The sequence below is a fragment of the Streptomyces shenzhenensis genome, assembly GCF_021462265.1.
Lineage (GTDB): Bacteria > Actinomycetota > Actinomycetes > Streptomycetales > Streptomycetaceae > Streptomyces > Streptomyces shenzhenensis.
Genome location: NZ_JAJONF010000056.1, coordinates 32,148 through 57,176, shown reverse-complemented (window position 1 = coordinate 57,176; position 25,029 = coordinate 32,148). Strand labels below are relative to the sequence as shown.

The window sequence follows — 25,029 nt, the reverse complement described above, 5'->3', positions numbered from 1 at the left end:
CCCGACATCCCGCTCGCCCTCGTCTTCGACAACCCCACCATCCACACCATGGCCGAAGCGGTCGGGCACCTCCTGCCCGCATCCGGTACGACCGACCGGAGGACGCCCTGATGACGACAAGTCCGATCGTGGAACGCGCGGTGGACACCGTGCGGCGGCAGACCGGCTCCGGTCCTGCCGGGGACGCGCCGCTGTCGGCGGCGCAGCGACGGGTGTGGCTGCTCGAACACCTCCGTCCCGATCTCGTCGAGTACAACATGGCGCAGGTCTTCGAGCTGTCCGGCCCGCTCGACGCGGACGCGCTCGACGCGGCGCTGCGGCTGGTCGTGGAGCGGCACACCATCCTGCGGTCCCGCGTGGTGCAGGACGCCGCCGGCGGCCCGAGGCTCCGGGTCGGCCCGGCATCGGCGGTCCGGCTGCGCCGCACCGACCTGCGCTACCTGGCCGTCGGGCCGGCGTACGAGGAGGCCTACCGGCTGCGCGACGCGGACATCAGCGGGCGGTTCGACCTCGCCGCCGGTCCGTGGCTGCGGGCGCGGCTGACCGAACTGCCCGAGCAGCGCTACCTGTTCACGGTGGTCGTGCACCACATCGCGGTCGACGCGGCCTCGATGCAGATCCTCTGGCAGGAACTGTCGCAAGGCTACGCGGCGTTGACCGCGGGCAGCCGTCCGGAGCTGCTCGAACTGCCGATCCAGTACGCGGACTACGCGGAGCGGGCCGCCCGGCAGCTGGCGACGCCCGAGGCGGCCGCCGAGGTGGAGCACTGGAAGCGGAGCATGGCCGGGGCAACCCCGACGGAGTTGCGCGGCGACCGGGCGCGGCCCGCGGTGCGCGGCGGCGCGGGCGCCCGGGTGTCCCATGTGATCGACCCGGCGGTGGCCGACGGGGTGCGGGAGCTCGCCCAGAGGTACCGCGTGACGCCGTTCATGGTGCTGTTCGCGGCGTTCGCCGCCCTGGTGTCCCGGCACACCGGCAGCCGGGACGTGACGGTCGGCGTCCCGATGTCCGGCCGTACGCTCCAGGAGACGGAGGGCCTGATCGGGTTCTTCGTCAACACGGTGCTGCTCCGCACCGACCTGGCGGGGAACCCGACGTTCGCCGAACTGCTCTCCCGGGTCCGGGGCACCACACTGGAGGCGTACGAGCACCAGGACGTGCCGTTCGACGTGCTGGTCGACGAGCTGCGGCCGGAGCGCGACCTGAGCCGCAACCCGCTGTTCCAGCTGCTGTTCAACCTGGTCGAGGAACAGACCTCGCAGCTGCGGCTGCCCCGGGTGTCGGTCAGGTCGCTGCCGGTCGAGGCCGACACCGCCCGCTTCGACCTCGATGTCACCGTGGTGACCCGGGGCCCGCGGATGGAGGTGCTGATCTCCTACGCGACCGAGCTGTTCGAGGCCGGGACCGTCGCCCGGTTCGCCGAGCACTACCGGCGGATCCTGGCGCACGCGGTAGCGCGGCCGGACACCCCGATCGGGGATCTGGACCTGCTCGCGCCGGAGGAGGAACGGCTGCTGCTCTCGGACTGGAACGACACCGCCGTCCCGGAGTCGCCGCTGCTCGTGCCGGACCTCGTGGACCGGCAGGCCGAGCGCACCCCGGACGCGGTCGCCGTCCGGGATCTCGACGGCAACGAGGTCACCTACGCCGAGCTGGTGCGGCGGGCCTCGGCGCTGGCCTCGGTTCTGCGGGCGGAGGGCGCGGGCCAGGACGCCCCGGTGGGTGTGCTGGTCGAGCGGTCCCCGGAGCTGGTGGTCGCGCTGCTCGCGATCCTCAAGGCCGGAGCGGCGTATCTCCCCCTGGAGCCCGACTATCCGGTGGACCGGCTGGCGTACGTGCTGGCCGACAGCGGGGCCCGGTTGCTGCTGGGGCGGCCGGAGCTGGTGGCGCGGCTGGGCCTGGACACGGACGTGCGGGTCATCGACATCGGGGCGCCGCCGCCGGTGCCCGCCGGCGCCGAGCGGACAGCGGCGCCGGCACGGCCGGACGACCTGGCGTACGTGATCTACACCTCCGGCTCGACCGGGCGTCCCAAGGGCGTGATGGTCCCCCATCGCGGCCTGGTGAACTTCGCCGAGGACATCGCCCGCGCGCTCGACGTCTCCGGTGACGACGTGCTGTGCACGGTGACCACCGTGGCGTTCGACGCGTCGGTGCTGGAACTGTTTGTTCCGCTGGTGCGCGGCGCCCGGCTGGTCGTCGTGGACCGCGAGACCGCCTCCGACGGCGCCGCGCTGGCCGAGGCCCTGTCGGCGGCCCGCGCCACAGTCATGGCGGCGACCCCGGCCACCTGGCACCTGCTGCTGCTCAGCGGCTGGCAGGGCGGCGGCCTCCAGGCGGTCACCGGCGGCGAGGCGCTCTCCCCGCAGCTGGCCCGGGAGCTGGCGCCGCGGGTGTCGCGGCTGTGGAACCTGTACGGACCGACCGAGACCACCGTCTACTCGACCCTGCACCGGATCGACCCGCACGGTTGTGCGGAGCGGGTCTCCATCGGCCTGCCGATCGCCAACACCCGGGTGCACGTGGTGGACGACCGGATGCGGCTGGTACCGATCGGCGCCGTCGGAGAACTGGTCATCGGCGGATCGGGCGTCACCCGCGGCTACGCGGGGCGGCCGGCACTCACCGCGGAACGGTTCGTACCGGACCCGTTCGGTGCCGGCGGCCGGCTCTACCGCACCGGGGACCTGGCCCGCCGGCGGAGCGACGGGACTCTGGAATACATCGGCCGGGAGGACAGCCAGGTCAAGATCCGCGGCCACCGGATCGAGCTCGGCGAGATCGAGGCGGTGCTGCAGCGGTACCCCGCGGTGGCCCGGGCCGCGGTGATCACGGCGGGCGAGGACATGGCACGGCGGATCGTCGGCTACGTCTCCTGGCGGGACGAGCCCGACGAGCCCGGACTGCGCGCCTTCCTGCGGGAACGGCTGCCGCAGTACATGATCCCGGCCGTACTGGTCGGCCTGGAGCGGATGCCGCTCACGCCGAACGGCAAGGTGAACCGCAAGCAGCTGCCCGAGCCCGCCGCGGAGGCGGGCGCCGAGCCCGTCGCGCCCCGGGACTCGCTGGAGCTGCGGGTCACCTCGATCTGCGAGCGGGTCCTCGGCCGGTCCCCGGTGGGCGTGCGGGACGACTTCTTCGCCGCCGGCGGCAACTCCCTGAGCGCGTTCGAACTGGTCGAGGCGGTACGGCGGGAGCTGGGCGTGAGCGTCCCGCTCAGCACGTTCTTCCGGACGCCGACGATCGAGGCGCTGTGCGGTGCGCTGCCCGAGGTGTCCGCCGTGTCCGAGCGGCTGCTGGTGCCCCTGGCGACGGTCTCGCCCGCCACCCGCTCGCCGCTGTTCCTGGTCCATCCGCACGGCGGCGGCGTCAGCTCCTACATGGGGCTGGCCCGGGAGCTGGAGGGCAGTGTCGACCTGTACGGCGTCGAGGCGGTCGGCTACAACACGGGCGCGGCCCCGCTGCGTACGGTCGAGGAGATCGCCGAGCGCTATCTGAGCGAGATCGCGGAACTGGCCCCCGAGGGGCCGGTACTGCTCGGCGGCTGGTCGTTCGGCGGTGTCGTGGCGTTCGAGATGGCGGTGCGACTGGAGCGGGCGGGCTGCGAGGTCGGCGCTCTGGTGCTGTTGGACTCCCCGGTGCCCGGGTCCGCGGACCTCGTCGGCGACGAGGACGTGCTCTCCCGGTTCGGGGCCGATGCCGGGATGTCCTCCCACGAGATGGACGCGCTCGACGACAACGCGCTCATCGCCGCCCTGGTCCGCCACTCCCACCAGGCCGGCCGGCTGCCCGACCGGATCGAGTCGACGGCCGTGCGCCGCATGGTCGAGGTGGCCCGCGCCAACGGGGAGGCCGCCGCGCGGTACCGGCCCGGCGCGGTCGTCGACGCGGACGTCCACCTGTTCACCGTCTCCGAGTCCCACCCGACCCTCAAGAGCCCCACCGTCGACCCGGACGCGTGGCGGGCGCTGACCCGCGGCCGGGTCGGCACCTTCCCGGTGCCGGGCAACCACCACGACATGGTGCACCCGCCGCACGTCGGTGAACTGGCCGCGCGGATCACCGAGATCGTCCGCCCCCACCAGGCCGCGGGGCGTGCCGCGCGGCCGTCCGCGGACACGTGAGAGCGAACGACGCCGGCAGGACGCGGGGCCCGCACGGCCCCGCTCCCCGGCCCCTGCCGCCCCGCGGGACGAGACACGTACATGTCACCCCCATTCCCAGACTCGAACGTTCGAGGAGGCGTAGGTGAAGATCGGCGTGCAGAGCCAGGACGTGCTGTCCGCACAGGACGCGCACGGCCAGGCTCAGATGGAACTGGTGCCCCCGCACCTGGAGCACGGCGTGCTCATGGGCACCGGAACCGCCCCCAGCCACCACGGTGAACTGCTCCAGGGGGTGTTCGAGGACGACGGCAGGCTCCGCCGCGGCCTGGTCACGCTGCCCTGCCCGTTGTTCGCCAGCAACGCGACGGTGCGGCTGAGCCGCTGGGAGCGGGAGCTGACGGTCACCCCGTCATGGAAGACGAAGGCCCTCGACGCCGCGCGCACCACGCTGGAGGTGCTCGGCATGGGCGCCTACGGCGGTGAGCTGGAGCTGCGCGGCGATGTCGCCGTGGGCCGCGGCCTGGGCTCGTCGACCAGTGACGTGACCGCGGCGATCCTGGCGGTGCTGGCGGCGGCCGGCCGTCACCTCGCGCCGGAGCGGATCGCGCGGATCGCGGTCGCCGCGGAGGCCGCCACCGACCCCCTGATCTACTTCGACCGGATGCTGCTGTTCGCGCACTGCGAGGGTGCGGTGATCGAGGACTTCCACCGGCCGGTGCCGCCGCTGGCGGTGCTCGGCTTCTCCGCCGCGGACAAGGAGATCGACACCCTGGCGCTGCCGAGAGCGCGGTACAACGCCTGGGAGATCGAGTGTTTCCGCGCGCTGCGCGGCCTGATGCGCCGGGCCGTGGCCCGCGGCGACCACCGGGAGCTCGGCCGGATCGCCACCGCGAGCGCCCGTATCAACCAGCGGTTCCTGCCGGTACCGCGCTTCGACCGCGTGCTGGAGATCGCCGAGGAGACCGAGGCGCTGGGCGTGCAGGTGGCCCACAGCGGCACGGTCGCCGCCCTGCTCTTCGCACCCCACCAGCCGGGGCTGGAGCAGCGCACGGCGCTGGCCGCCCGCCGGCTCGCCGAACTGCGTGTCACCGACCATTGGCGCTACATCGCCGGGAGCGACTCTCATGTCCCGTACGCACACCAGTCGTAGGGCCTTCGCGAGCGTGGTCGACGGCCACGTCCTGCCCAAGGTCATCCAGGTCGGACCCAATGTGTACGGGGCCGCCTTCCATCTGATGAAGCTGCTGCCCGCGCAGTTCATCCTCACCAGTGCCATCGAGACCGGTGAACTCACCGAGGGCACCACGGTCGTGGAGACCACGTCCGGCACTTTCGGGCTGGGGCTCGCGATGGTGTGCCGGCTCAAGGGCATCCCGCTGGTCCTCGTCGGCGACCCGGCGATCGAACCGCCGCTGCGCCGGCGGCTGGAGGCGCTCGGCGCCCGGGTGAGCATCGTCTCGGGGCCCGAACTGCGCGCCCGGGGCGTGCAGCAGGCCCGGCTGGACCGGGTCGCCCGTTTCCAGGCGCGGCTGGACTCGTACTACACACCCGGACAGTACGACAATCCGCTCAATCCGGTGTCGTACGGTGCCGTCGCCGAACTGCTGCTGGAGAGCATGGGCACGTTCGACGCGCTGGTCTGCCCGGTCGGCTCGGGCGGTTCGTCCTCCGGGATCGGCTCCTTCCTGCGGGCGCTGAACCCGGAGCTGAAGCTGATCGGCGTGGACACCCCGGGCAGTGTGCTGTTCGGCGCCCCGGCCGGGCCCCGGCGACTGCGCGGTCTGGGCAACGGCCTGGTGCCGCCCGTCCTGGAGCACACGCTGTTCGACGAGGTCCACTGGCTGGACGCCGGAACCGCGTTCACCGCGACCCGGCGGCTGCACGCCGAGCACGCCCTGTACATGGGGCCGACCAGCGGCGCCGCACACCATGTGGCCCAGTGGTACGCCGACCGCCACCCCGAGCTGCGGGTGATGGCGCTCTTCCCCGACGAGGGCCACCGCTACACCAACACCGTGCACAACGACGTGTGGCTGCGTCGCAACGGCTTCCTCCCCGCGCCGCCGCCCGGCGCGCCCCGCACGCTGGACCATCCCTCCCAGGTCGCCGGCAGCTGGTCCCGGTTCCCCTGGCACCGGCGCACCCGTGACGAGGTCGTCGCCCTCACGGAAGGAGTGACCGTATGAACCGGGACGTCTTCGTCCTCGTCGAGAGCAACACCACCGGGACGGGGCGGCTGTTCCCCGCGGCGGCCCGCACGCTCGGCCTCCACCCGGTGCTGCTCACCGCCGATCCGTCCCGGTACGCCTCGGTGGGCGGTGCCGAGGTGGTCCGTGCCGACACCGACAGCGTCGAGGCGGTGGTCGACGCCTGCCGGCGGCTGGGCACCGCACGTCGGATCGCGGGCGTCGCCACCAGTTCCGACTACTACGTGGAGACCGCGGCCGCCGCGGCCACCGCCCTCGGCCTGCCGGCGAACGCCCCCGCCGACCTCGCGTCGGTCCGCGACAAGGGCGCGCAGCGTGCCCGGCTCGCCGCGGCCGGGGTCCGGGTGCCCCGGTTCACCGTGGCCGGCACGGTCGAGGAGGTCCTGACCGCGGCCGAGGAGACCGGCTACCCGGTGGTGATCAAGCCGGTCACAGGCAGCGGCAGCCTCGGGGTGCTGCTGTGCGCGGACCCGGCCGAGGCCGCCGGGCACGCCCGGGCCACGCTGGACCGCGCCTTCAACGAGCGCGGCCGGCCGGTGCCGCGCCGGGTCACGGTCGAGGAGTTCGTCAGCGGCCCGGAGTACTCGGCGGAGGTCCTCGACGGCACCGTGGTCGGGGTCACCGCCAAGCACCTCGGGGCACCGCCCCTGTTCGTCGAGACCGGGCACGACTTCCCCGCCCCCCTCGCGCCGAGAGACCAGGGCGCCGTCACCGAGGCGGCCGAGGCCGCCGTACGGGCGCTGGGGATCACCCTCGGCCCCGCGCACGTGGAACTGCGCGTCGGCCCCGACGGCCCGGTGCTGATCGAGGTCAACCCGCGGCTGGCGGGCGGCTGGATCCCCCGGCTGGTGCGGGAGGCGACCGGGACCGACCTGATCCTGGGGACGGTCGCGGCCTTCAGCGGCCGGCCGGCCCCGGTGGCCGCCACGGCCGCCCGGGGGGCCGCGATCCGGTTCGTCGTGGCCGCGGACAGCGGCCGGCTGCACTCCGTCGACGGGGTGGCACAAGCCTGTGCCGTCCCCGGCGTGGTCGACGTGGAGACCTACCGGGAGCCCGGCGCGGAGATCGTCGTGGCCGGTGACTTCCGGGACCGGATCGGGCACGTGCTGGCCCGGGGCGCGTCCGCGGCCGAGGCCGCGGTCGCCGCCGACGAGGGCCTGCGCCGCATCCGGCCGTCCCTGGCCGTCCGTCAGGAGGTCCCCGCATGACGGACTCCGGCCGCCTGCGCAGCGCCGCCTCCCCCGAGATACGCCGCATGCTCCTGGAGCGGCGCGACCCGCCGAGGCCCGCCTGGAAGAGCGAACTCGACCGCATCACCCATGTCGACCTCGCGCACGTCGTCATGCTGGCCGAGCGCCGGATCATCGGCGCACGGACCGCCTCGACCCTGCTGGCGGCGATCACGGAACTGCGCGAGCGGGACCACGAACCCCTGGAGACCCGGCCCGCCCCCCGCGGTCTCTATCTGGCCTACGAATCCCATCTGATCGACACCCTCGGCGACGAGACCGGCGGAGTCCTCCAGACCGGCCGCTCCCGCAACGACCTCGGCGTCACCTGCCTCCAGCTGGCGCTGCGCGAACCGTACCGCCGGCTGTCGGAGGAACTGGGCGAGCTGGGCCGGGTGCTGCTGGAACGCGCCCACGAGCACCGCGAGGTGCTGATGCCCGCCTACACCCACTTCCAGGCGGCCGTGCCCGTCACCTACGGCCACTACCTGCTGGGGCTGGCGCAGACCTTCGAGCGGGACGCCCGGGCCCTGGCCCAGGCCGGTGAGGGGCTGGACCGGTGCCCGCTGGGCGCCGGATCGATCGGCGGGACGACCGTCCCGATCGACCCCGCGCGCACGGCCGAGCTCCTCGGCTTCGGCGAGCCGGTGCGCAACTCGGTCGACGCCATCGCCACCCGCGACACCGCGCTGCGGATGCTGTCGGCGGCCGTGGTGCTGGGGGTCACCCTCGACCGGGCCGCCCTCGACCTGCTGATGTGGTCGAGCGCCGAGTTCGGGCTGGTGTCGATCCCCGACGGGCTGGTCGGGTCGAGCTCGATGATGCCCCAGAAGCGCAACGCGTTCGTCCTGGAACATGTGCAGGGCAAGTCCGCCGCCGCCCTCGGCGGTCTGACGGCCGCCGCGAGCGCGATGCGGGGCACGCCGTTCACCAACTCCATCGCGGTCGGCACCGAGGCGATGACCCATGTGATGCCGGCCCTGGACGCCACCGTCGACGCGGTGAAGATACTGCGTCTGGCCTACGACGGAGCCCGGCCGGTGCCCCGGGCCATGGCCGTCCGGGCGACCGAGGGGCTGACGCACGCCACCGCCACCGCGGAGTGGCTGGTACGGCAGGGGGTGCCGTTCCGGCGGGCCCACCACCAGGTCGGGGAGGCCGCCCTCGCCGTCGTGGAGGGGCGGGCCGGCTCACTGGGCGCGGCCCTCGACGCGCACGGCCACGCGCCGGCCGGCGAGTCGGCCGGTCTGCGGCCGCAGGCCGTGTGGCGGGCGGCCGAGTTCGGCGGCGGCCCCGGACCCGCCTCGTTCCGGCGCTGCCACGAACCGCTCACCCTGCGCTGGGAGGACCACCGCACCCGGCTCGCCAAGGAGACCGCCCGCTGGCACGACGCCGATGAGCGCCTGCGGGACGCCGTGGCCCTGGTGCACCGCGGGACCGGGAACACCGCCCCGGCCGCCGGACCCGAACCCGAGGAGGACTTCCATGAGGAGCACTGACCGCGACGCGTCCCCGGCGCCCGTCGTCGAACTGCGCAGCGACACCTTCACCCTGCCGACGGCCCGGATGCTGGAGGAGATGACGAGGGCACCGCTCGGCGACGACGTGTACGGCGAGGACCCGACCGCCCGTGAACTGGAGGAACTGGCCGCCGGTGTCCTCGGCATGGAGGACGCCTGTTTCATGCCGAGCGGCACCATGGGCAACCTGGCGGCCCTGCTCGCCCACTGCCCGCGCGGCACCAAGGCCCTCGCGGGCGCCGAGTCCGACATCTACGTCTACGAGGCCGGCGGGGCCTCCTACTGCGGCGGCGTGATCGTCGAACCGGTGGCCAACCGGGCCGACGGCACGATGGCGCTCGCCGACATCGAGGCCGCCTTCCCCGAGGACCCCGAGGACCCGCAGTTCGCGCTGCCCGCCCTGCTGTGCGTGGAGAACCCGCAGAACCGCTGCGGCGGGCGGGTACTGCCGCTGGAGTACCTGGCCGAGGTCCGCGCACTGGCCCGCGCCCGCGGGGTGGCGGTGCATCTGGACGGGGCCCGCATCTTCAACGCGGCGCTCGTCCTCGGCGTCCCCGTGCGTGTCATCGCCGGTTATGCGGACTCGGTGCAGTTCTGCCTGTCGAAGGGGCTGTCCGCGCCCGTCGGCTCCATGGTCGCGGGCGGCGCCGAGTTCGTCCGGTCCGTGCGCCGGATCCGCAAGATGCTGGGCGGCGGCATGCGGCAGGCCGGGGTGCTCGCCGCCGCCGGACTGGTCGCGCTGCGGGAGATGACGGCCCGGCTCGAGGAGGACCACGCCACGGCGCGCCGGCTGGCCGCAGGGCTCACCGCACTGCCCGGGGTCGTCGTGGAGCCGGTCGAGACCAACATGGTCTTCTTCCGGGTCGACACGGCCGGCCTGACGCAGGCCCGGTTCATCGAGCTGGCCTGGGAGCAGGGCGTGCGCCTCGCCGAGCTGGGCCACGGCCGGATCCGGGCGGTCACCCACGCCGGGGTGGACGACGCCGGCGTCGACCGCGCCCTGGCGGTCTTCCACGGCCTCCTGGTACCGCAGACCACCGCCGCCTGAGCCGTACCCCGCGACCGGCCCGCGCGCCGCCACCGGCCACCTGGTCCTACGGACCCTTTCCACGACCCATCGGCACCACCCGCGTCACACCCGTCCTGAAACGCCCTCAGAACACGATCGGAGAATCGTCATGCAGCAGAACTCCCAGCAGTGGCTCGTCGTCGTCAACGACGAGGAGCAGTACTCGGTCTGGGCGGCCGACCGCAGCATCCCGCAGGGCTGGCGCGCGGTCGGCGTCAGCGGTCCGAAGGAGGACTGCCTCGACCACATCGAGCGCGTCTGGACCGACATGCGCCCGCTGAGCCTGCGCACCGCGACCGCCGCGGCGTAGTGCTGGACGCGGGGTGCCGGCGGGCCCGGTCCGCCGGCACCCCCGTACGGCCGACGCGTCGGAGTCGCCTTCTGCTCGGCCGCCGCACCGCGGGGCTGCCGCGGGACACGTTCCACGGGATCTGCGAACGCGACGACCGTGCTCAGGCCGGCGGCCCGCCTCACGGGGGCGGGCCGCGCGTCCTCGTCAGCCTTCGCCGACCGCCACCTTCCGGCCGCGGTCCTCGGGGCCGGTCCGGTGCATCACGGCCGCCCCGCAGCGCCGGGTTTCGCGGCGTGCCTCGGCGTACAGGTGCCGCACGTGGTTGAGCACCGAGAAACGGGGTTCGTCGCCGCCGAGGCCCTCGGGCCGCACCAGGCCGTACGTCAGCAGGGTGAAGACGATGACGGCGGCGTCGGCGCCGGACGTCCCGACGGCGGTCGCCGCCTCGGCCACCGACCAGCTGCGGTGGTCGCGGGCCACGGCGGCGAGAAAGGACACGCCGGCCGGGCTGAGCCGGCCCAGGGTGCGGCGCAGCCGGACCACGAGATCGCGTGAGGTGTCCGAGGTCATCGGCGGGGCGGTCAGACCGAACGGGCTGCGTTCCACCTCGGCCAAGAGCTCCGGCAGGGAGCGTACGAGGGTCCAGCGGCCGGCGAACTCCAGGGCCCTCGGCAGTCCGTCGAGGCGACGGCACAGCTCGGCGACGACCGGGGCGTCGGTGTCGTCCAGCCGGAACAGGGGGTTGCCGGCGCGGATGTGCGCGCTCAGCAACCGTACGGACGGCACCTCGGCCAGCCGCGCGGGGTCCGTCTCGGCGCCGGGTCCGGGCACCGGCAGGGGGGCGAGCCGAAGGATCTGCTCGCCGGGGACGCCGCAGGGCCCGCACCCGGTGAGCAGGATCCGCAGCCGGGGGTTGGCGCGCATCAGGGCGACCAGCCGGCCGGTGCCGGCCGAGAGGTCGGCGTCGTCCAGCACCAGCACGGCCCGCTCCCCCGGTCTGTGGTGGGCGAGTTCACCGGCGGGGATGTCCTCGCCGCGATCCCGCCACAGGACCCGAGTGCCGTCGGCGGCGGCGCGGCGCACGGCCTCGGCGGCCAGATGTGACTTGCCGACCCCTCCTATGCCGACGACGGTCACCAGCCGTCCGTCGGGCTGCCTCAGCAGGTCGGTGAGGGCCGCCGTTTCGGTGTCGCGGCCGATCAGTGGGCCCCGGACGAGCCAGGGCGTCGGGGCACCGCTCCCGTCCTCGGGGTGCCGGCCGCCGGCGCCCGGGCGGCGCCGTGCCGCGTCCAGCAACGTCTCGCGCTGGCCGGCGCCGAGCCGCAGCCCGTCCGCCAGCAGCCGGACCGTGTCCAGTCGTGGGGAGAGGACCTTGCCCTGCTCCAGGTTGCGTATGGCGCGCACGCTGACGGTGGTGAGGTCCGCGAGGTGCCGCTGGGTGAGTCCGGCGCGCCGGCGGTGGTCTCTCAGCAGGACACCGAGGTCCGGCTGGGTTCGGATGTCGTTCATGACGTGCTCCGGTGGGCCGTTCCGAGGTGCTGGTGGGACCGGTGGGCGGGACGCCGTCCGAGTGGGTCGCCCGGTGCCGTTCCCCGGTGTCGTTCCTGGGCATCGCCGGTGGATGCCGGGTGCCGACGCGGCCCGGGGCCGGGGGCCGGGGCCGTCGGCCCGGCCGCGTCGGCGCCCGACCCGGGCGGCGCGTCGTCAGCTCCAGGGGTTCGTGTCGTCCGTGGAGCCGCCGTCGGCCCGCACGGTGGGCGCCTGCTGCGGGTGCGTCGCGGCCTCGGCCGTCGCCGCGCCCATGAGGGCTGCGGCAGCCGCGATCACGACGACGGCGGTCCTCACGGACTTCATGACCGGTGCGAAGGTGCTGTTCATGGTGGCTTCCTTCCTCTCCGTCGGCTCTTGCCGGGCTTGCGGAAGGAAAGTTAGGAGTCGCTGCAATCACGCCGCTTTGACGCCGCTATCCCCCTTGGATAGCCGCCGTGACCTGCATGTTCGCCGCGTGGCCCCGACCATGCGGACGTGCTCGGGGGCAGCCGTGAACCCGGGCGGATGCCAGCACACCTGTTCCAGACCGCGTTTCAGAAAGCGGCGGGAGGCGGTGCTGGACGACAGCGTGCGCTCCCGAACCACCGCCTGCCGGGTGGTGCGCCCGGCGACGAAGGGGGCGTGCGGCGGGTCGACGGCCGGCCGCCGGAGCGCGGTGCGGACTCACCGGGGGGACCGGTACCTCTGGCAGGTGCGCGCTCCCTGGCACGTGCCCGGCTGCGGCGTCGGCGTCACCGGTCCTCGGCGGTGCCGTCGGCCGTCACCCGTGCGAGCAGGTGGGCGGCGCGTTCCTGTTCCTCGGCCATGCCGAGCCTGCCGAACACCTCCAGGGCGTCGGCGAGCAGTCCTCCGGCCTCGGCGGTGTCGTCGGCGCGCAGGGACAGGTCGGCGAGGTCGACGCGGACGGAGGCTGCGCCCGCCTGGTCGAGGATGTCCTCGCGCGCGGACAGCGCCCGGGCGAAGTACGAGGCGGCCTCGGTGAGTTCGCCCAGGCGGGCGTGGACCCGGCCGAGGTCGTGAAGGATGTACCCCTCGCCGATCACGTCGCCGTCGTCCCGGACCATGCTGAGGCATTCGGACAGCACCTGGCGGGCGTCGTCGTACTGCTCGCGGTACAGGTGCAACTGGCCCGCGCGCTGGAGCACCCGGGCCTGCCCGCCGAGGTAGCCGAGGTCACGCCAGATCTCCAGCGCCTCGTCGAGTTCGGTCTCCACCCGGCGGACGTCGCCGCGCCGCAGCAGGATGGCCGCGCGCTGGACGAGGACGGAGGCGCGTGACCAGTGGTTCCCGACGCGGCCGAAGTCCTGTTCGGCCTCGTCGAAGAGCCGCATCGCAGCGGTGTCGTCGCCCGCGAGCCGTTCCAGGAGGCCGAGGTCGCGGCGGCACAGCCCCAGGCCCTTGGTGTGTCCGAGCGCCTCGAAAAGGCCGGCCGCGGCCGTCAGCGTCCGGCGGGCCTCGGGCAGGTTGCGGCGGTTGAGGTGCATGGATCCGAGGGAGGCCAGCAGGGCGGCCTGACCGAGCCGGTTGTCGCTGCGGCGCACGGCGGTCAGCGCCTTGCGGTGGGTTCGGGCCCAGTGGTCGAGATAGCCGCGTGCCTCGTAGAACGGGGCCAGGCTGACGGCGAGTTCCCAGGCGTACTCGTCCTCGTCCTCCTGGGCGAGGCTCTCCACGGTCAGGCTGAGGTTCTCGCGTTCGGTGTCCAGCCATTCCAGGGGGCGGGCCAGGATGGTCCTGACGTGGCCGGCGGGCGGGTTCCAACGGACGGCCGGCCCGCTGATGTACTGAGTACCGAGGACGCGCTGCTGGGCCTCGCCGACGAGGGCGATCCAGGCGCCGCCCACCCGGCGGATCGCGGCCCGCCGTTCGGTCGCGTCCGACTCGGCGGCCAGCCGGTCCCGGGCGAACAGCCGGATGATGTCGTGGAAGCCGTACCGCAGTTCGCCGGTGGCGTCGACGCCGGCGACGTCGAGCATCTGCACGTCGACCAGGGGCTCCATGAGGTCGGACGGGTACGGGCCGGAGTGCGGGGCGTCAAGCAGGGCGCCGCCGATCCAGCTGGGGAACGTGGACCCCTTGGTGAGGCTGAGGAGGCGCAGCAGTTTGCGGTCGGTGCCGGCCAGCCCGTCGTAGGTCAGGGAGAGACCGGCGCGGACGGTCATCTCGCCGTGGGCCAGTTCGTCGAGGCGGTGGCGTTCGTCGGCGAGGCGCTGCACCATCGAGGCGAGCGGCCAGTGCGGACGGGCCGCCAGCCGGGCGGCGACGATGCGCAGGGCGAGCGGCAGCCCTCCCACAGCGGCGGCGAGCGCCTTCGCGGCCTCCGGTTCGCCCCGTACGCGGTCGGCACCGACAACGTTGCCGATGAGTTCCAGTGAGCCCTGCTCGTCGAGGATGTCCAGAGTCAGCCGATGGGCCCCGGGCAGTGCGGTGAGCCGTACCCGGCTGGTGACGAGCACCCCGCAGGAGCGGCCGCCGGGCAGCAGCGGGAAGACCTGCTCCTCGCCGGCGGCGTCGTCGAGGACGACCAGGATCCGCCGGGCGGCGAGCATGCTGCGGTAGATCTCGCCTCGTTCCTCCAGGGAGTCGGGTATGGCGGGCCCGGGCAGGCCCAGTGCGCGCAGGAACCGGCCGAGGACCTCGCGGGGGTCGACCGGATCCGCCCGTCCGCCGCGCAGTTGGCAATAGAGCTGGCCGTCGGGGAAGTGGGACTCGGCGAGGCGGTGGGCGACCCGGGCGGCGAAGGTGCTCTTGCCGATGCCGGAGCGGCCGGTGATGACAACGATGCCCGTGGCCCGGTCGGGCGAGGCGTTCGTGAGGACGCCCTCCGCCTCCGCGACGAGCTGCTGGTGGCCGACGAAGTCGGCCGTGTCCACGGGGAGTTGGCGGGGGACGGCGGTGCGGGCGGCGGCGCCGCGGCCGTCCTCGGCGGGGACCGGGTCCGGTTCCGTGCCGGTGGCGGGCGGGGCCGGCGACGGCTCGGCGGCCCGCAGGTCCGTGCCGGGTGGGCGCTCGAGCCGGAGGGACGCGTCCTCGGTCAGGATGGCCTGCTCCAGCCGGCGCAGGTCCTCTCCGGGCTGGAGGCCCAGTTCGTCCATGAGCAGGGTGCGGCCCTGCCGGTAGATCTCCAGGGCCTCGGCCTGGCGGCCGGAGCGGTGCAGGGCGAGCATCAACTGCCCGCGGAATCTTTCCCGTAAGGGGTTCTCGCCCACCAGCCGGGCTATTTCGGCGGTCAGTTGGTGGTGACGACCCAGCGCGAGCTCCAGCTCGATGAACGACTCGGTGGCCGCGAGGCGTTCCTCGTCGATGTGCTCGGCGACCCTCGCGAGCGCCTCGCTGGGAATGCCGTTCAGGCAGGGGCCGCGCCAGAGACCGACCGCCGCGCGCAGCAGGGCCGCGGCCTCGGCGGTCCGCCCCTGGCCGCCGAGCGCGGCGGCCTCGGCCACCGTCCGCCGGAAGACGTTCAGGTCGAGCGCGGAGTCCTCGATCTGGAGCACGTAGCCGGGGGGACGGGTCTCTATGGCGGCCCCGACGGCGGCGGCGGCCAGGGTCTTGCGCATCCGCGACACGCATATCTGCACCTGGGTGCGGGCGGTGTCGGGTGGGGCCTCGGCCCACAGCAGCCGGATGAGGTGGTCGCGGTTCTGGAGTCTTCCGTTCTCCAGGAGCAGGGCGGCGAGGACGACCTGCTGCCTGCCCGCGGTGATCGGCACGGCGCCCTGGTCACTGAACACCTTCAGCTCGCCCAGCACTTGAAAGGTGAATCCCACTGCCCGATCACGCGACTCGAGGTGCACTCCGGCCATGAACCCCTCCCCATCAGACACAGCAGGCCACAGCGCGCCTGACCGCCAAGTCTACGGCCCGGACGCGGCTGTCCACCGGCGTGCGCACCAGCTGAACGGCGACGGCCCCAAGGTGCACCGGGGCCCGGATCGCCGCTGTGACGTGACACGCCCGCCGGCCGCGAGCGCGCGGCCCTCCCGGGCGGCCGGCTGTGACCAGCGGCGGAGCAGCGCAAGGCGATGGCACGCGGATGGGATAGCGAGGTGATAGCGGCAGGTTAGCGGCCCGCCGGACGATCCCCCGGTGGGAGCCGTCGGCGCCACCGCGTCCGTCCACCGAGAGCGAGAGGTCGGTCATCCAGCCATGGACAGCGACAACCCCCGTATGTACCCAGCCGGTTCGTTGATCACGGCGGCCGGCGTGAAGCATGTGCTGCTCACCTACCACTACTTGGACATCGGGGACATCGACGGGTATGCCTCCCTGACGGAGCAGGACGTGACGCTCGACCACCCCGATGCTCCGCCGCGCCGGGGCCGCGACGCGGTGCTCAGTGCCCTCGCGGGGCAAGCGACGCTGCTCAGGCGGCACGAACTGGACACCGTGATCGCCGACGAGGAGCGCGTGGTGGTGCTCGGCCGGGTGGCGCGTCAGGCCGGGGAGGCCGGGCAACCGGTGTCTCATAGCGTGGAATTCGCGGACGTGTTCTCCCTGTCCGGGCAGAGCCTGGTACGGGGGTGCCGCCGCTACTACTACACCCGCCCGCCCGACGGGCTGCCGCCGCACCGGGAGACGTCCGCCTCGAAGTGAGCCGCCGCACGGCACCCGTCCCGGCGGTGTCCGCGCCGACGGCACGGCTTCCGGCGGCGGCCCGGGACGGCGGAGGTCCGGTGACCGGTCCGCTGTCGCCGCCGCGGCCGGCGTGTTCGTGATCCCGCCACGGCCCCGCCTCCGGCACGGCCGGGAACCCGAAGTCGATCTCCCGTCATACGTAATCGGCTCCGTCCGCGGTCGCCAGAGGCCGGGCTTCTTCCAGACGTCTACAGAAGGGCGCCTGACCTGGACTTTCGCCCGTCAGACACCTTTCGCTCAGCCCGCTCTCGATCGAGCCCGCCTTGCACGCCGGCTCTCGGCCGGGCAGCCCGCACCCCTTTGCCGACCTGGCCCTTTCCGGGTCGCCGCGAGCCGGAGGACCCGGCAGGCCGAGTGTGGCGCGCGTACCGGTCAGGATCCTGCGCGGATCGACCGACAGTGGGCTGAACCACGCGCTCGGTGGCCGCCGCACCGGTTGCCGAAGGTTCTGATGCGACCAGGTCCATGCGTGCGGATTGACAACGACCCGAATATGACATATGGAGCAACTGTGACAAAATGGCATATGTGCCATTGAGCGCCCGGTGGGAACTTCTTGCTGAACGCTCGACCGGGAGATTTCAGACAGGCGAGAGGAGTGCATCATGATCGCCAAGTTGCTCCGCAGACTGTCCTTCGCCCGCCACTACGGTGCGTACGGGGCCCACGAATGGGATGCGTACGCCGGCGACGACTCGGTCTGACCGCACTGTCGGCGAGCGCCTCCGCGCGCCCGCCGGCTCCCGGCCACGCTGCCGACGACATCGACCTGGAAAGGCACGAGAGTCAGGCACGATCTCATGGGCCGAACAAATGAGCCGCCGCGATTGCCCGAAGGCAGCTTCGCGGCCTGGAGCCGCGACCGGCTGGCGACGGCACGTCGTGGCGCTGACGAGTGCGGCGACGTCTGGCAGCTGGAGCCGGGTGTCTACGTAGCCGCTACGGCCGGGCCGTGTGAAGCGGTACTGCGCCGCGCGCAGGACTTCCCGAAGGCGTCTTCACCCCTCTTCCCGCCGTTGAAGCGGTCGACCGGAGCACCGACGTCCGAGGAGCGTGCGCGCGCTCACGCCGCCCGCATGCGCGGACTGCGCCCGCAGGCGGTCGCAGCCCGGATCGGTGAGATCGCGCCCGGTGCCGCTCGGTTCGCTGACCAGTGGCCCACGGGCCAGGACGTCGAGATTCTCCCCCCGGTCCGGCACGCCCTGGCAGAGATCGGCGTGCGCTACCTCTTCTCCGAAGACGCTCCCACCCTGCTGCCCTTCGCCTCACAGCTCTTCCTGGCCCGCGAGGTGCTCGTACGCCCCTCGCACTGGGAATGGCCGCCCTGGATCCCCACACCGGCACGGCGGTTCCGCACACGGCAGCAAACGGCCTTCACCAACGCTTTGCGGCCCATCGTCCAACGGCGCCGTTCATCGGGCCGGCTCGGTGACGACATGCTGGGACAGATGCTCCGGCCCTCCGCCCGCTACGGCCTGCTGCCGGAAGAGGCCGTTCTCGACACTCTTCCCGGGATCACCGTCGCCACCTTCGAGACGCCTTCCCGGGCAGCCGGATGGATCCTGCTCCACCTGGCCCGATACCCCCAGGCAGCGGGACGCGTCGCGGCCGAGGCCGCCTTGCTGCCCGCGGACCCGGCCGCGACGACCAGCACCCACCTCGACCGCCTGCAATACACCCAGGCGCTGGTACGCGAGGTGCTGCGACTGCACCCCCCGAGCTGGCTGCTGACCCGGCGCGTCACTCGGCCGACCGAGCTCGCCGGCTACACCGTCGACGCCGGATCCACCGTTCTCGTCTGCCCGTACACCGCCCAACGCGACGCACGGGAGCACACCGATCCGGACCAGTTCCAGCCCGAGCGCTGGCTCGATGATTCGGGCTCGCCGGCAAAACCCGGGGTCTTCCTCTCCTTCGGCACCGGGCCGCACGCCTGCGAGGGCGCCGCCCTGGCCATGGCGATGCTGACGCTCCTGACTGCGCAGACCGCCCGCCGCTGCCACCTGAGCGAGCCGCGCGGACCGGAACCCGGCTACCAGGTCACCACCTTGGAAGGTCTCGCAACGGTCGGCTTGCGCCTGCGTGCCACTTTGCGCGGCTGAGAGCAGTCCTGCCTGCGGTGACAGGCAGGCCGCCTCCCACCCGCGAACCGCGAACGTTGACCGAGTTCGAGTGCTGTTCCGCACCCGCTTGGATGACCGGCTCATGGTTCGCTCATCGCGTGTCGCTCGTCGAACTCGTCGGCGAGCATGCCCATCATGACGAGTTCGTGGTACCGGCCGGCGGAGTAGACGTGTTCCCGCAAGCGCCCCTCCTCGGTGAAGCCGAGCCGACGGGTAAGTGCCAGCGATGCCTCGTTGTGGGCGAAGACCGCGCCCAGGCATTTGTGATAGCGCCGCTCGGCGAACATGAAGCGCATCAGCAACACCACGGCTTCTGCCGCGTAGCCCTTGCGCCGGTGGTCGGTGCCGATCGAGACGTCGAACTCGAACCACCCTGACCGAGGGCCGGTGCGATGTGAGCCGACGGTGCCGACCAGCTCTCCCCTGGCCGTCGTTTCGACTGCCAACCGGAAGCGGTCGTCATCGCACGTGGCAACGGCCTGCTCCGTCGTCCAGGCACGGTAGCTCTCGGCGGACCGCGGTAGATCCAGCCGGCTTCCTCGCCGCCCGTCACCGTCGGCGAAGCGCGTGAACGCTGTCCAGTCGTCGGGCTCGATGGCGCGTAGACGTACCCGTTCACCAGTCCAGGACGATGCCATGCCGTATTTGATCACACTGCGGTGTGCGCGAGGCCGAGAGGCACGCCGAGGCAGATGTTGCCCGCGGTGCTCTGACTCACCGCTGATCGGCGTCGTCGTCCGGAGCGGCGGGGTCGCGCGGCGGGCGCAGGTCCCGTCAGCCGGGGACAGCGGCGCGGAAGCCGTAGCGGCCCAGGCGGTTGAAGGTTCGCGTACTGGCGGGGAGACAGGCGGGCGACGTCCCCGTACTGGACCTCGTGCCGGCGCTGGCCGGCGGGCCGTGCCCGCGAAGCGGTGACAGCGGCACCGGACAGCGGGGCGTCCACAGCACCGCGGCCTTCAGGACCAGGCCGAGCGCACGGAGCTGGTCCTCCTGCCCCTCGCGGTACGCCTGCATGATCTGCCTGCGCTTGCCGTGGCAGACCTCCCGGGCCGGCTTGTGACGGAACTCCTGCACCGTGAGCTGTCGGCTCACCAGAGGCCGGGGGCGGAGCCGGTGAAGAACCACAAGGCGGCTGTGTACCACATCAGTGCAACGGCGGCGACCAGGGCGCCGCCCGCGGCCGGAAGCGCCCAACCGGGCAGTCGGCGGCTGTGTACCACCAGCACCTTGGCGACGAACGCGCCGTACAGGACGCAGCCCGTGATGGAGTGCACCGCCACTCGGCTGCTCGTGAACTCGACTCCGTAGGCGGTGATGCAGTGGTAGGAGATGGGCAGCGAGAGCAGAAAGGCAAGAAGGCCGATGAGCCGGTGTGCGGGGTGCACCCGGTGCGGCGCGGCCCCCGCTCCCGGTAGGCGCCGGTACATCCACAGCCCGAGCAGCAGCTGGACGACCGCGAGGGCCATCAGAGCGCTGCCCAGGCGCGCCTTGAGTTCGTAGACGCCGACGCCGTGCTGCCCGAACAGGCCGCTGGTGTAGTCGGGTGTGTGCGTGCGGCCGAACGCGTACACCCCCACCGCGACCGCGACCGGCAGCAGAGCAGCCAGAAAGCCGGCGCTCTTTCGTGTGGGACGCCGCATCCGCGCGCCCGGGTGCCCGGTCATCAGTCCCCGATCAATCGGGGTCGACCTTGCTGCCGGACGCGTTGACCACGTACCGCTGTGGCGCCGGTCGCGCTGGATTCCTCGCCATGGGTGTCACCGGCCGTCGTGTCACCCGCGAAGCAGTGCAGCGGGTGCCCGATGCAGGCCACTCGAGTGATGCCGTCGGAGCGTTCCGAGGTACTGATCAGATCGCTCCTGGCGAACGGGGTCGCCTTGGGCGTGCCGGAGGTGAGCGGCGGCCGGGCAGCCGCACACGCTCCGCCGTCGGCCGGCGTGGTCGACCTGACGGCTTCGGGGAGGTGGAGCGTCCGCCCCTTGGCGTGGTCCAGGACGGGGCCGGGCTTGCTGAAGTGCACCGTGGCCGCGCCTGGGGCGGGGGCCGCGCTGCCGGCTGCGGCCGAGCCGATGTACCAGGGGATGCCCGCTGACAGCGCTCCAGATGTGGGCCCGGCGCAGGCGGACGAGACCGTCCGGCCGGGACAGCCGCTTGCAGCAGCAGACGGCGGCATGGCGGAAACCGCCGGCACCGTCGCCGCGGCCATTCCTTTCATGAGCGCTCCATGGTCTCGGACGGCGCATCCGGGCAGCCGCGGGAAACGACCCCAGCGGACCTCTTCTCCCAGTTGGCCCCGGGTGCTTGGATCCTGTCCACTCCAACTGGTCCGCCCGGGCAGTCGCGCTTTGCCATCGAGCTGACCTGGGACTTCGACAGCTGGGTGACGCCCAGAACGCCAGCTCGCCGTTGGAGACCTCGTCGTGCAGGGTCAGGTGGACGTCGGCCGTGGCCAGGACAGATCAGCCATGCGCCGTAGTCTTGTCGCGGGGCGGCGCCGTCGAGGCGCGTACCACGAGCTGGGTGGCGAGTTCGATGTGGTGGGACTCGACCTTCCCGCCGTTGACCAGCCGGAGGGCGGTGCGCAGGGCCGCACCGCCCATCTCCCGTAGAGGCTGGCGCACGGTGGTCAGTGGCGGTGAGGCCATCTGGGCGAGGCTGGTGTCGTCGAAGCCGACCACGCTCAGGTCTTCGGGGATGCGCAGGCCTCGGGCGCGGGCGGTCTCGATGACACCGAGGGCGATCTCGTCGTTGCCTGCGAAGATCGCCGTCGGTGGCTCTTGCAGGCCCAGCAGCGCCGCGGCGCCGAGCAACCCGCTCTCGTACGTGAACTCTCCGGGCCGGACGTAGGCGTCGGGTACCTGCGCTCCTTGCGCCTCCATGGCGGCGCGGTAGCCGTGCATGCGCGCCTGGTTGCACACGGCCATGGCCGGTCCGCCGAGATAGGCGACGCGGCGGTGGCCCAGGGAGAGCAGGTGCTGGGTCGCGGCCAGGCCGCCGGCGAAGTTGGTCGCCCCCACACTGTTGACCCGGCTGTCGGGCAGGTGCAGGGGGTCCAGCACGACCAGCGGCAGCCCGGACCGGGCCAGTTCGTTCAGGTGCGCTGTGGTGTACACGCTGGTGACCGCGATGACGGCGCGGCGCCCGGCCGAGACCAGGTCCCGGGCCCAGTGCGGGGCATGGGACGCCTTGCTGATCACCACCGAGGCCCCCAGTTCGGCGGCGGAGTCGATGATGCCTTCCAGGGTCTCGGCCACGTACGACTTGAGGCCGCCCTGGAACTGCACCTCGATGGTGGGGCTTTCGGCGGCCTCGGTGTGGCGGAACACGGGCGCGAGGTAGTGGTGCTGGTGCAGCAGTTCCTCCACCCGGGTGCGGGTGTGCGGCGCGACGTCGCCGCGGCCGTTGACCACTTTGGACACGGTCGCGACGGAGACCCCAGCCGCTTGGGCGATGTCCGCCAAGGTGGTGCGCCTGGCGTTCGGTCGCATCGGTTCCTCCCAGCTGTACGTCCACCGGTGTGGTGAGCCGCCGGTCGGGCCGGCAACGCGGGTGGAACCGGTCAACCTTACGGCAACCCGGCACCGAGCTCGTCCCGGGAGGTGCCGACGGGCCCTTCGGCCCCGGCACCCCTGACGGTTCGCGTGAGATACCGGGGCCCGCGAACACCTGCCGCACAGGCGCCGCTTGCGGACTCCCCGCCTGTCCGTCGCCGCCTTCGGCCGCGCCGCACGGCGTTGCCCACCACCGTCATCTCAGCCGGCCGGGCAGCGCCCCGGTCCGGCACGGGCGGCACCCGGCCCTGCCGGCGCGGCATGACCTGCACCGACAGTGTGTCAGCCGCGGCCATCGCATCGCCCTCGCTCCCACCCGGTCGATTTCGAAATGTTTCGGTCCCTGACAAGATTTTTCGAGGGTCGTTCCAGCCCGATATTACGCAGCTGGCGGCAGTCCTACAACGCACGTGCACATGTCTTGACACCGCGTCAGCCCGAAACCTAATTTGCACGAACACAGCTCGAAGAACGCTATTTCGAAAACCTTTCACCCTGACTCACGAGAAGCCGGTGGCTCTCGAGTGCGGAGAAGAACATGGCGCTCTCCCGACGTACCCTCCTCGGCCTGGCCGCCGGCGTGCCGGTCTCCGCGGCACTGGCGGCCTGCGGCTCGTCCGGCCCCAGCAAGAGCGGCGACGAGGCGACGTACTGGTACCTGAACGGCCAGCCGCAGGAAGGCGTCAGAGCCGGCGCGGTGGACGCGTTCAACAAGGCCCACCCCAAGGAGCAGATCAAAGACACCACCTTCCAGAACGACGCGTACAAGACGAAGATCAAGACCGCCATCGGTGCCGGGCAGGCGCCCACCATCATCTGGGGCTGGGGCGGCGGGACGCTGCGCACCTACGTGGAAGCGGGCCAGGTCGAGGACCTCACCTCGTGGTTCGGCGAGCACTCCGAGGTCAAGAAGCGGCTGTTCCCGTCCTCGTTCGGCGCGGCGACCGTCGACGGCAAGATCTACGCGATGCCGTGCGAGGCCGTGCAGCCGATCATCCTCTACTACAACAGGAAGGTCTTCGACCAGGTCGGCGTGGAACCGCCGAAGTCCTGGGGCGACATCATGGCGCTGGTGCCCAAGTTCAACGCGAAGGGCATAGCACCGTTCTCCCTCGGTGGTCAGTCCCGGTGGACGAACATGATGTGGCTGGAGTTCCTGTTCGACCGCATCGGCGGTCCCCAGCTGTTCCAGGCCATCATCGAGGGCGAGAAGAACGCCTGGTCCAACCCGGACGCCATCACCGCGCTGACCAAGATGCAGGAGCTGGTCAAAGCCCACGGGTTCGTCAAGGGCTTCTCGTCGATCACCGCGGACTCCAACGCCGACCAGGCGCTGCTGTACACCGGCAGGGCCGCGATGATGCTGCACGGCGCGTGGTCGTACGGCATCCAGAAGTCCGACGGCGGGGACTTCGTGTCCAGCGGCGCGCTGGGCTACATGACCTTCCCGCCCGTCGAAGGCGGCAAGGGCGATCCGAGCGACACCGTCGGCAACCCCGCCCAGTACCTGTCCATCTCCTCGAAGGCGAGCGCCGAGCAGAAGAAGATCGCCAAGGACTTCTTCGCCACGGGCGTCCTCCAGGACGAGGAGGTGAAGAAGTGGATCGACACCGGGTCGGTCCCGATCCGGCTCGGCACGGAGAAGCTGCTGGCCGCCTCCAAGAGCGCCGACTTCCTGCAGTTCACCTACGACATCGCCAGCAAGGCCAAGGTGTTCGGCCAGTCCTGGGACCAGGCGCTCAGTCCGACGGCCGCCGAGAGCCTGCTGGACAACATCGCCAAGTTGTTCCAGCTGTCCATCTCACCGCAGCAGTTCGCCAGCAACCTGAACGCGGTCACCGGCAAATGAGCGCACTCACCGGCCATCCGCCGCGTCGCGAACCGCGCGGCATCCTGCCGTGGCTGGCAGCGCCGGCGCTGGTGGTCTTCGTCGGCTTCGCCGTGATTCCGCTCGTCGGTGTCTTCGCGCTGAGCTTCACCACGTGGGACGGGATCGGCGCCATCCACCCGTCGGGGCTGACCAGTTGGCGTGCGGTGCTCACCGATCCCGGGCTGCCGCACGCCCTCTGGGTGACTTTTCTGGTGATGGCCGTGTCCTGGGCCGTCCAGACGCCGCTGAGCATTCTGCTCGGCACGTTCCTGGCAGGCCGCCAGCGCTACCGTGCGGTGCTGGGCGTGGTGTACTTCGTCCCGCTGACGCTCAGCTCCGCGGCGATCGCGATCGCGTACAAGGCCCTGCTGGACCCCAACTTCGGGCTCGGTGCCGGACTCAAGATCCGGGTGCTCAGCCAGGACTGGCTGGGGCGGCCCGGGCTCGCGTTCGGAGTCGTCATCTTCGTCGTCTCCTGGCAGTTCGTCCCGTTCCACTCCCTGATCTACCAGGGTGGCGTCCAGCAGATCCCGAAGTCCCTGTACGAGGCGGCGCAGTTGGACGGAGCCGGCCGGATCCGGCAGTTCTTCAGCATCACGCTGCCCCAGCTGAAATACACCGTCATCACCTCGTCCACGCTGATGGTGGTCGGGTCGCTGACCTTCTTCGACCTCATCTTCGTCCTGACCGAGGGCGGCCCCGGCGACGCCACCCGGGTCCTCGCCCTGGACATGTACAAGCAGGGATTCCAGGCCAGCCTGATGGGACCGGCCAGCGCCATCGCGGTCATCCTGGTCCTGGTAGGACTGGCCCTCGCCCTGCTGCTGCGCCGGCTGGGGGGCCGGGACGCCGGCGCGAGCCAACTCGAGGGGGCCTGAC

General features: G+C 72.3%; 18 protein-coding genes. 11 read left to right on the top strand and 7 right to left on the bottom strand.

The genetic code is table 11. The annotated features are described in order from the left end of the window. Positions 1–110: 110 nt before the first annotated feature. The 7 genes from LQ326_RS41405 to LQ326_RS41375 all read left to right on the top strand — a co-directional run bounded on the left by LQ326_RS41405 (position 111) and on the right by LQ326_RS41375 (position 10,441). On the top strand, positions 111–4,124 hold the full coding sequence (locus LQ326_RS41405; protein ID WP_234544240.1) for a non-ribosomal peptide synthetase: 4,014 nt from the start codon (positions 111–113) through the stop codon (positions 4,122–4,124). Between the two features lie 124 nt (positions 4,125–4,248). Then, entirely contained in the window at positions 4,249–5,256 is a 1,008-nt protein-coding gene (locus LQ326_RS41400; RefSeq protein ID WP_234544239.1) for a GHMP family kinase ATP-binding protein, read from the top strand. Then, positions 5,231–6,292, top strand: coding sequence for a pyridoxal-phosphate dependent enzyme (locus tag LQ326_RS41395; RefSeq protein WP_234544238.1), 1,062 nt, complete (start codon positions 5,231–5,233; stop codon positions 6,290–6,292). The genes LQ326_RS41400 and LQ326_RS41395 overlap by 26 nt, the downstream gene beginning before the upstream one ends. Further along, positions 6,289–7,521 carry an ATP-grasp domain-containing protein gene (locus LQ326_RS41390; protein ID WP_234544237.1) on the top strand — a complete coding sequence of 411 codons (1,233 nt, stop codon included), beginning with the start codon at positions 6,289–6,291 and terminating at the stop codon, positions 7,519–7,521. The genes LQ326_RS41395 and LQ326_RS41390 overlap by 4 nt, the downstream gene beginning before the upstream one ends. Then, positions 7,518–9,041, top strand: coding sequence for an argininosuccinate lyase (gene argH / locus LQ326_RS41385; protein WP_234544236.1), 1,524 nt, complete (start codon positions 7,518–7,520; stop codon positions 9,039–9,041). The genes LQ326_RS41390 and argH overlap by 4 nt, the downstream gene beginning before the upstream one ends. Continuing rightward, positions 9,028–10,110 carry a GntG family PLP-dependent aldolase gene (locus LQ326_RS41380; RefSeq protein ID WP_234544235.1) on the top strand — a complete coding sequence of 361 codons (1,083 nt, stop codon included), beginning with the start codon at positions 9,028–9,030 and terminating at the stop codon, positions 10,108–10,110. Before argH ends, LQ326_RS41380 begins: the two co-directional genes overlap by 14 nt. Before the next feature lie 130 nt (positions 10,111–10,240). Continuing rightward, complete coding sequence (locus tag LQ326_RS41375; RefSeq protein WP_234544234.1) at positions 10,241–10,441, top strand: MbtH family protein; 201 nt, start codon at positions 10,241–10,243, stop codon at positions 10,439–10,441. Between the two features lie 186 nt (positions 10,442–10,627). Here LQ326_RS41375 and LQ326_RS41370 read toward each other — a convergent pair whose 3' ends face one another. The 3 genes from LQ326_RS41370 to LQ326_RS41360 all read right to left on the bottom strand — a co-directional run bounded on the left by LQ326_RS41370 (position 10,628) and on the right by LQ326_RS41360 (position 15,738). Continuing rightward, the gene (locus LQ326_RS41370; RefSeq protein ID WP_234544233.1) at positions 10,628–11,932 is read right to left on the bottom strand and encodes a helix-turn-helix domain-containing protein; all 1,305 of its coding nucleotides are present in this window, start codon (positions 11,930–11,932) and stop codon (positions 10,628–10,630) included. Between the two features lie 195 nt (positions 11,933–12,127). Continuing rightward, on the bottom strand, positions 12,128–12,301 hold the full coding sequence (locus LQ326_RS41365; protein WP_234544232.1) for a hypothetical protein: 174 nt from the start codon (positions 12,299–12,301) through the stop codon (positions 12,128–12,130). A 404-nt stretch (positions 12,302–12,705) separates the two neighbouring features. Next, entirely contained in the window at positions 12,706–15,738 is a 3,033-nt protein-coding gene (locus tag LQ326_RS41360; protein ID WP_234544231.1) for an AfsR/SARP family transcriptional regulator, read from the bottom strand. A gap of 379 nt (positions 15,739–16,117) precedes the next feature. Between LQ326_RS41360 and LQ326_RS41355 the strand changes: the two genes are divergently transcribed. Beyond that, a complete protein-coding gene (locus tag LQ326_RS41355; RefSeq protein WP_234544230.1) occupies positions 16,118–16,564 on the top strand; it encodes a nuclear transport factor 2 family protein in 447 nt (148 codons plus the stop codon). A gap of 869 nt (positions 16,565–17,433) precedes the next feature. Next, a complete protein-coding gene (locus tag LQ326_RS41350; protein ID WP_234544229.1) occupies positions 17,434–18,708 on the top strand; it encodes a cytochrome P450 in 1,275 nt (424 codons plus the stop codon). Positions 18,709–18,809: 101 nt separating this feature from the next. Here the strand turns inward: LQ326_RS41350 and LQ326_RS41345 are convergent, their stop codons facing one another. The 4 genes from LQ326_RS41345 to LQ326_RS41330 form a co-directional block, all read right to left on the bottom strand. After that, the gene (locus tag LQ326_RS41345) at positions 18,810–19,382 is read right to left on the bottom strand and encodes a GNAT family N-acetyltransferase (protein WP_372497091.1); all 573 of its coding nucleotides are present in this window, start codon (positions 19,380–19,382) and stop codon (positions 18,810–18,812) included. Positions 19,383–19,503: 121 nt separating this feature from the next. Beyond that, on the bottom strand, positions 19,504–19,821 hold the full coding sequence (locus tag LQ326_RS48960; RefSeq protein WP_372497090.1) for a Tn3 family transposase: 318 nt from the start codon (positions 19,819–19,821) through the stop codon (positions 19,504–19,506). Next, entirely contained in the window at positions 19,818–20,393 is a 576-nt protein-coding gene (locus LQ326_RS41335; protein WP_234544228.1) for a DUF6529 family protein, read from the bottom strand. The genes LQ326_RS48960 and LQ326_RS41335 overlap by 4 nt, the downstream gene beginning before the upstream one ends. Positions 20,394–21,188: 795 nt before the next feature. After that, positions 21,189–22,217, bottom strand: coding sequence for a LacI family DNA-binding transcriptional regulator (locus tag LQ326_RS41330; RefSeq protein ID WP_234544227.1), 1,029 nt, complete (start codon positions 22,215–22,217; stop codon positions 21,189–21,191). A gap of 601 nt (positions 22,218–22,818) precedes the next feature. On the opposite strand from LQ326_RS41330, the gene LQ326_RS41325 reads away from it, so the two are divergent. Both LQ326_RS41325 and LQ326_RS41320 read left to right on the top strand, forming a co-directional pair. Next, complete coding sequence (locus tag LQ326_RS41325) at positions 22,819–24,129, top strand: extracellular solute-binding protein (protein WP_234544226.1); 1,311 nt, start codon at positions 22,819–22,821, stop codon at positions 24,127–24,129. Continuing rightward, complete coding sequence (locus LQ326_RS41320) at positions 24,126–25,028, top strand: carbohydrate ABC transporter permease (protein WP_234544225.1); 903 nt, start codon at positions 24,126–24,128, stop codon at positions 25,026–25,028. The genes LQ326_RS41325 and LQ326_RS41320 overlap by 4 nt, the downstream gene beginning before the upstream one ends. The last annotated feature ends 1 nt before the right edge of the window (position 25,029 follow it).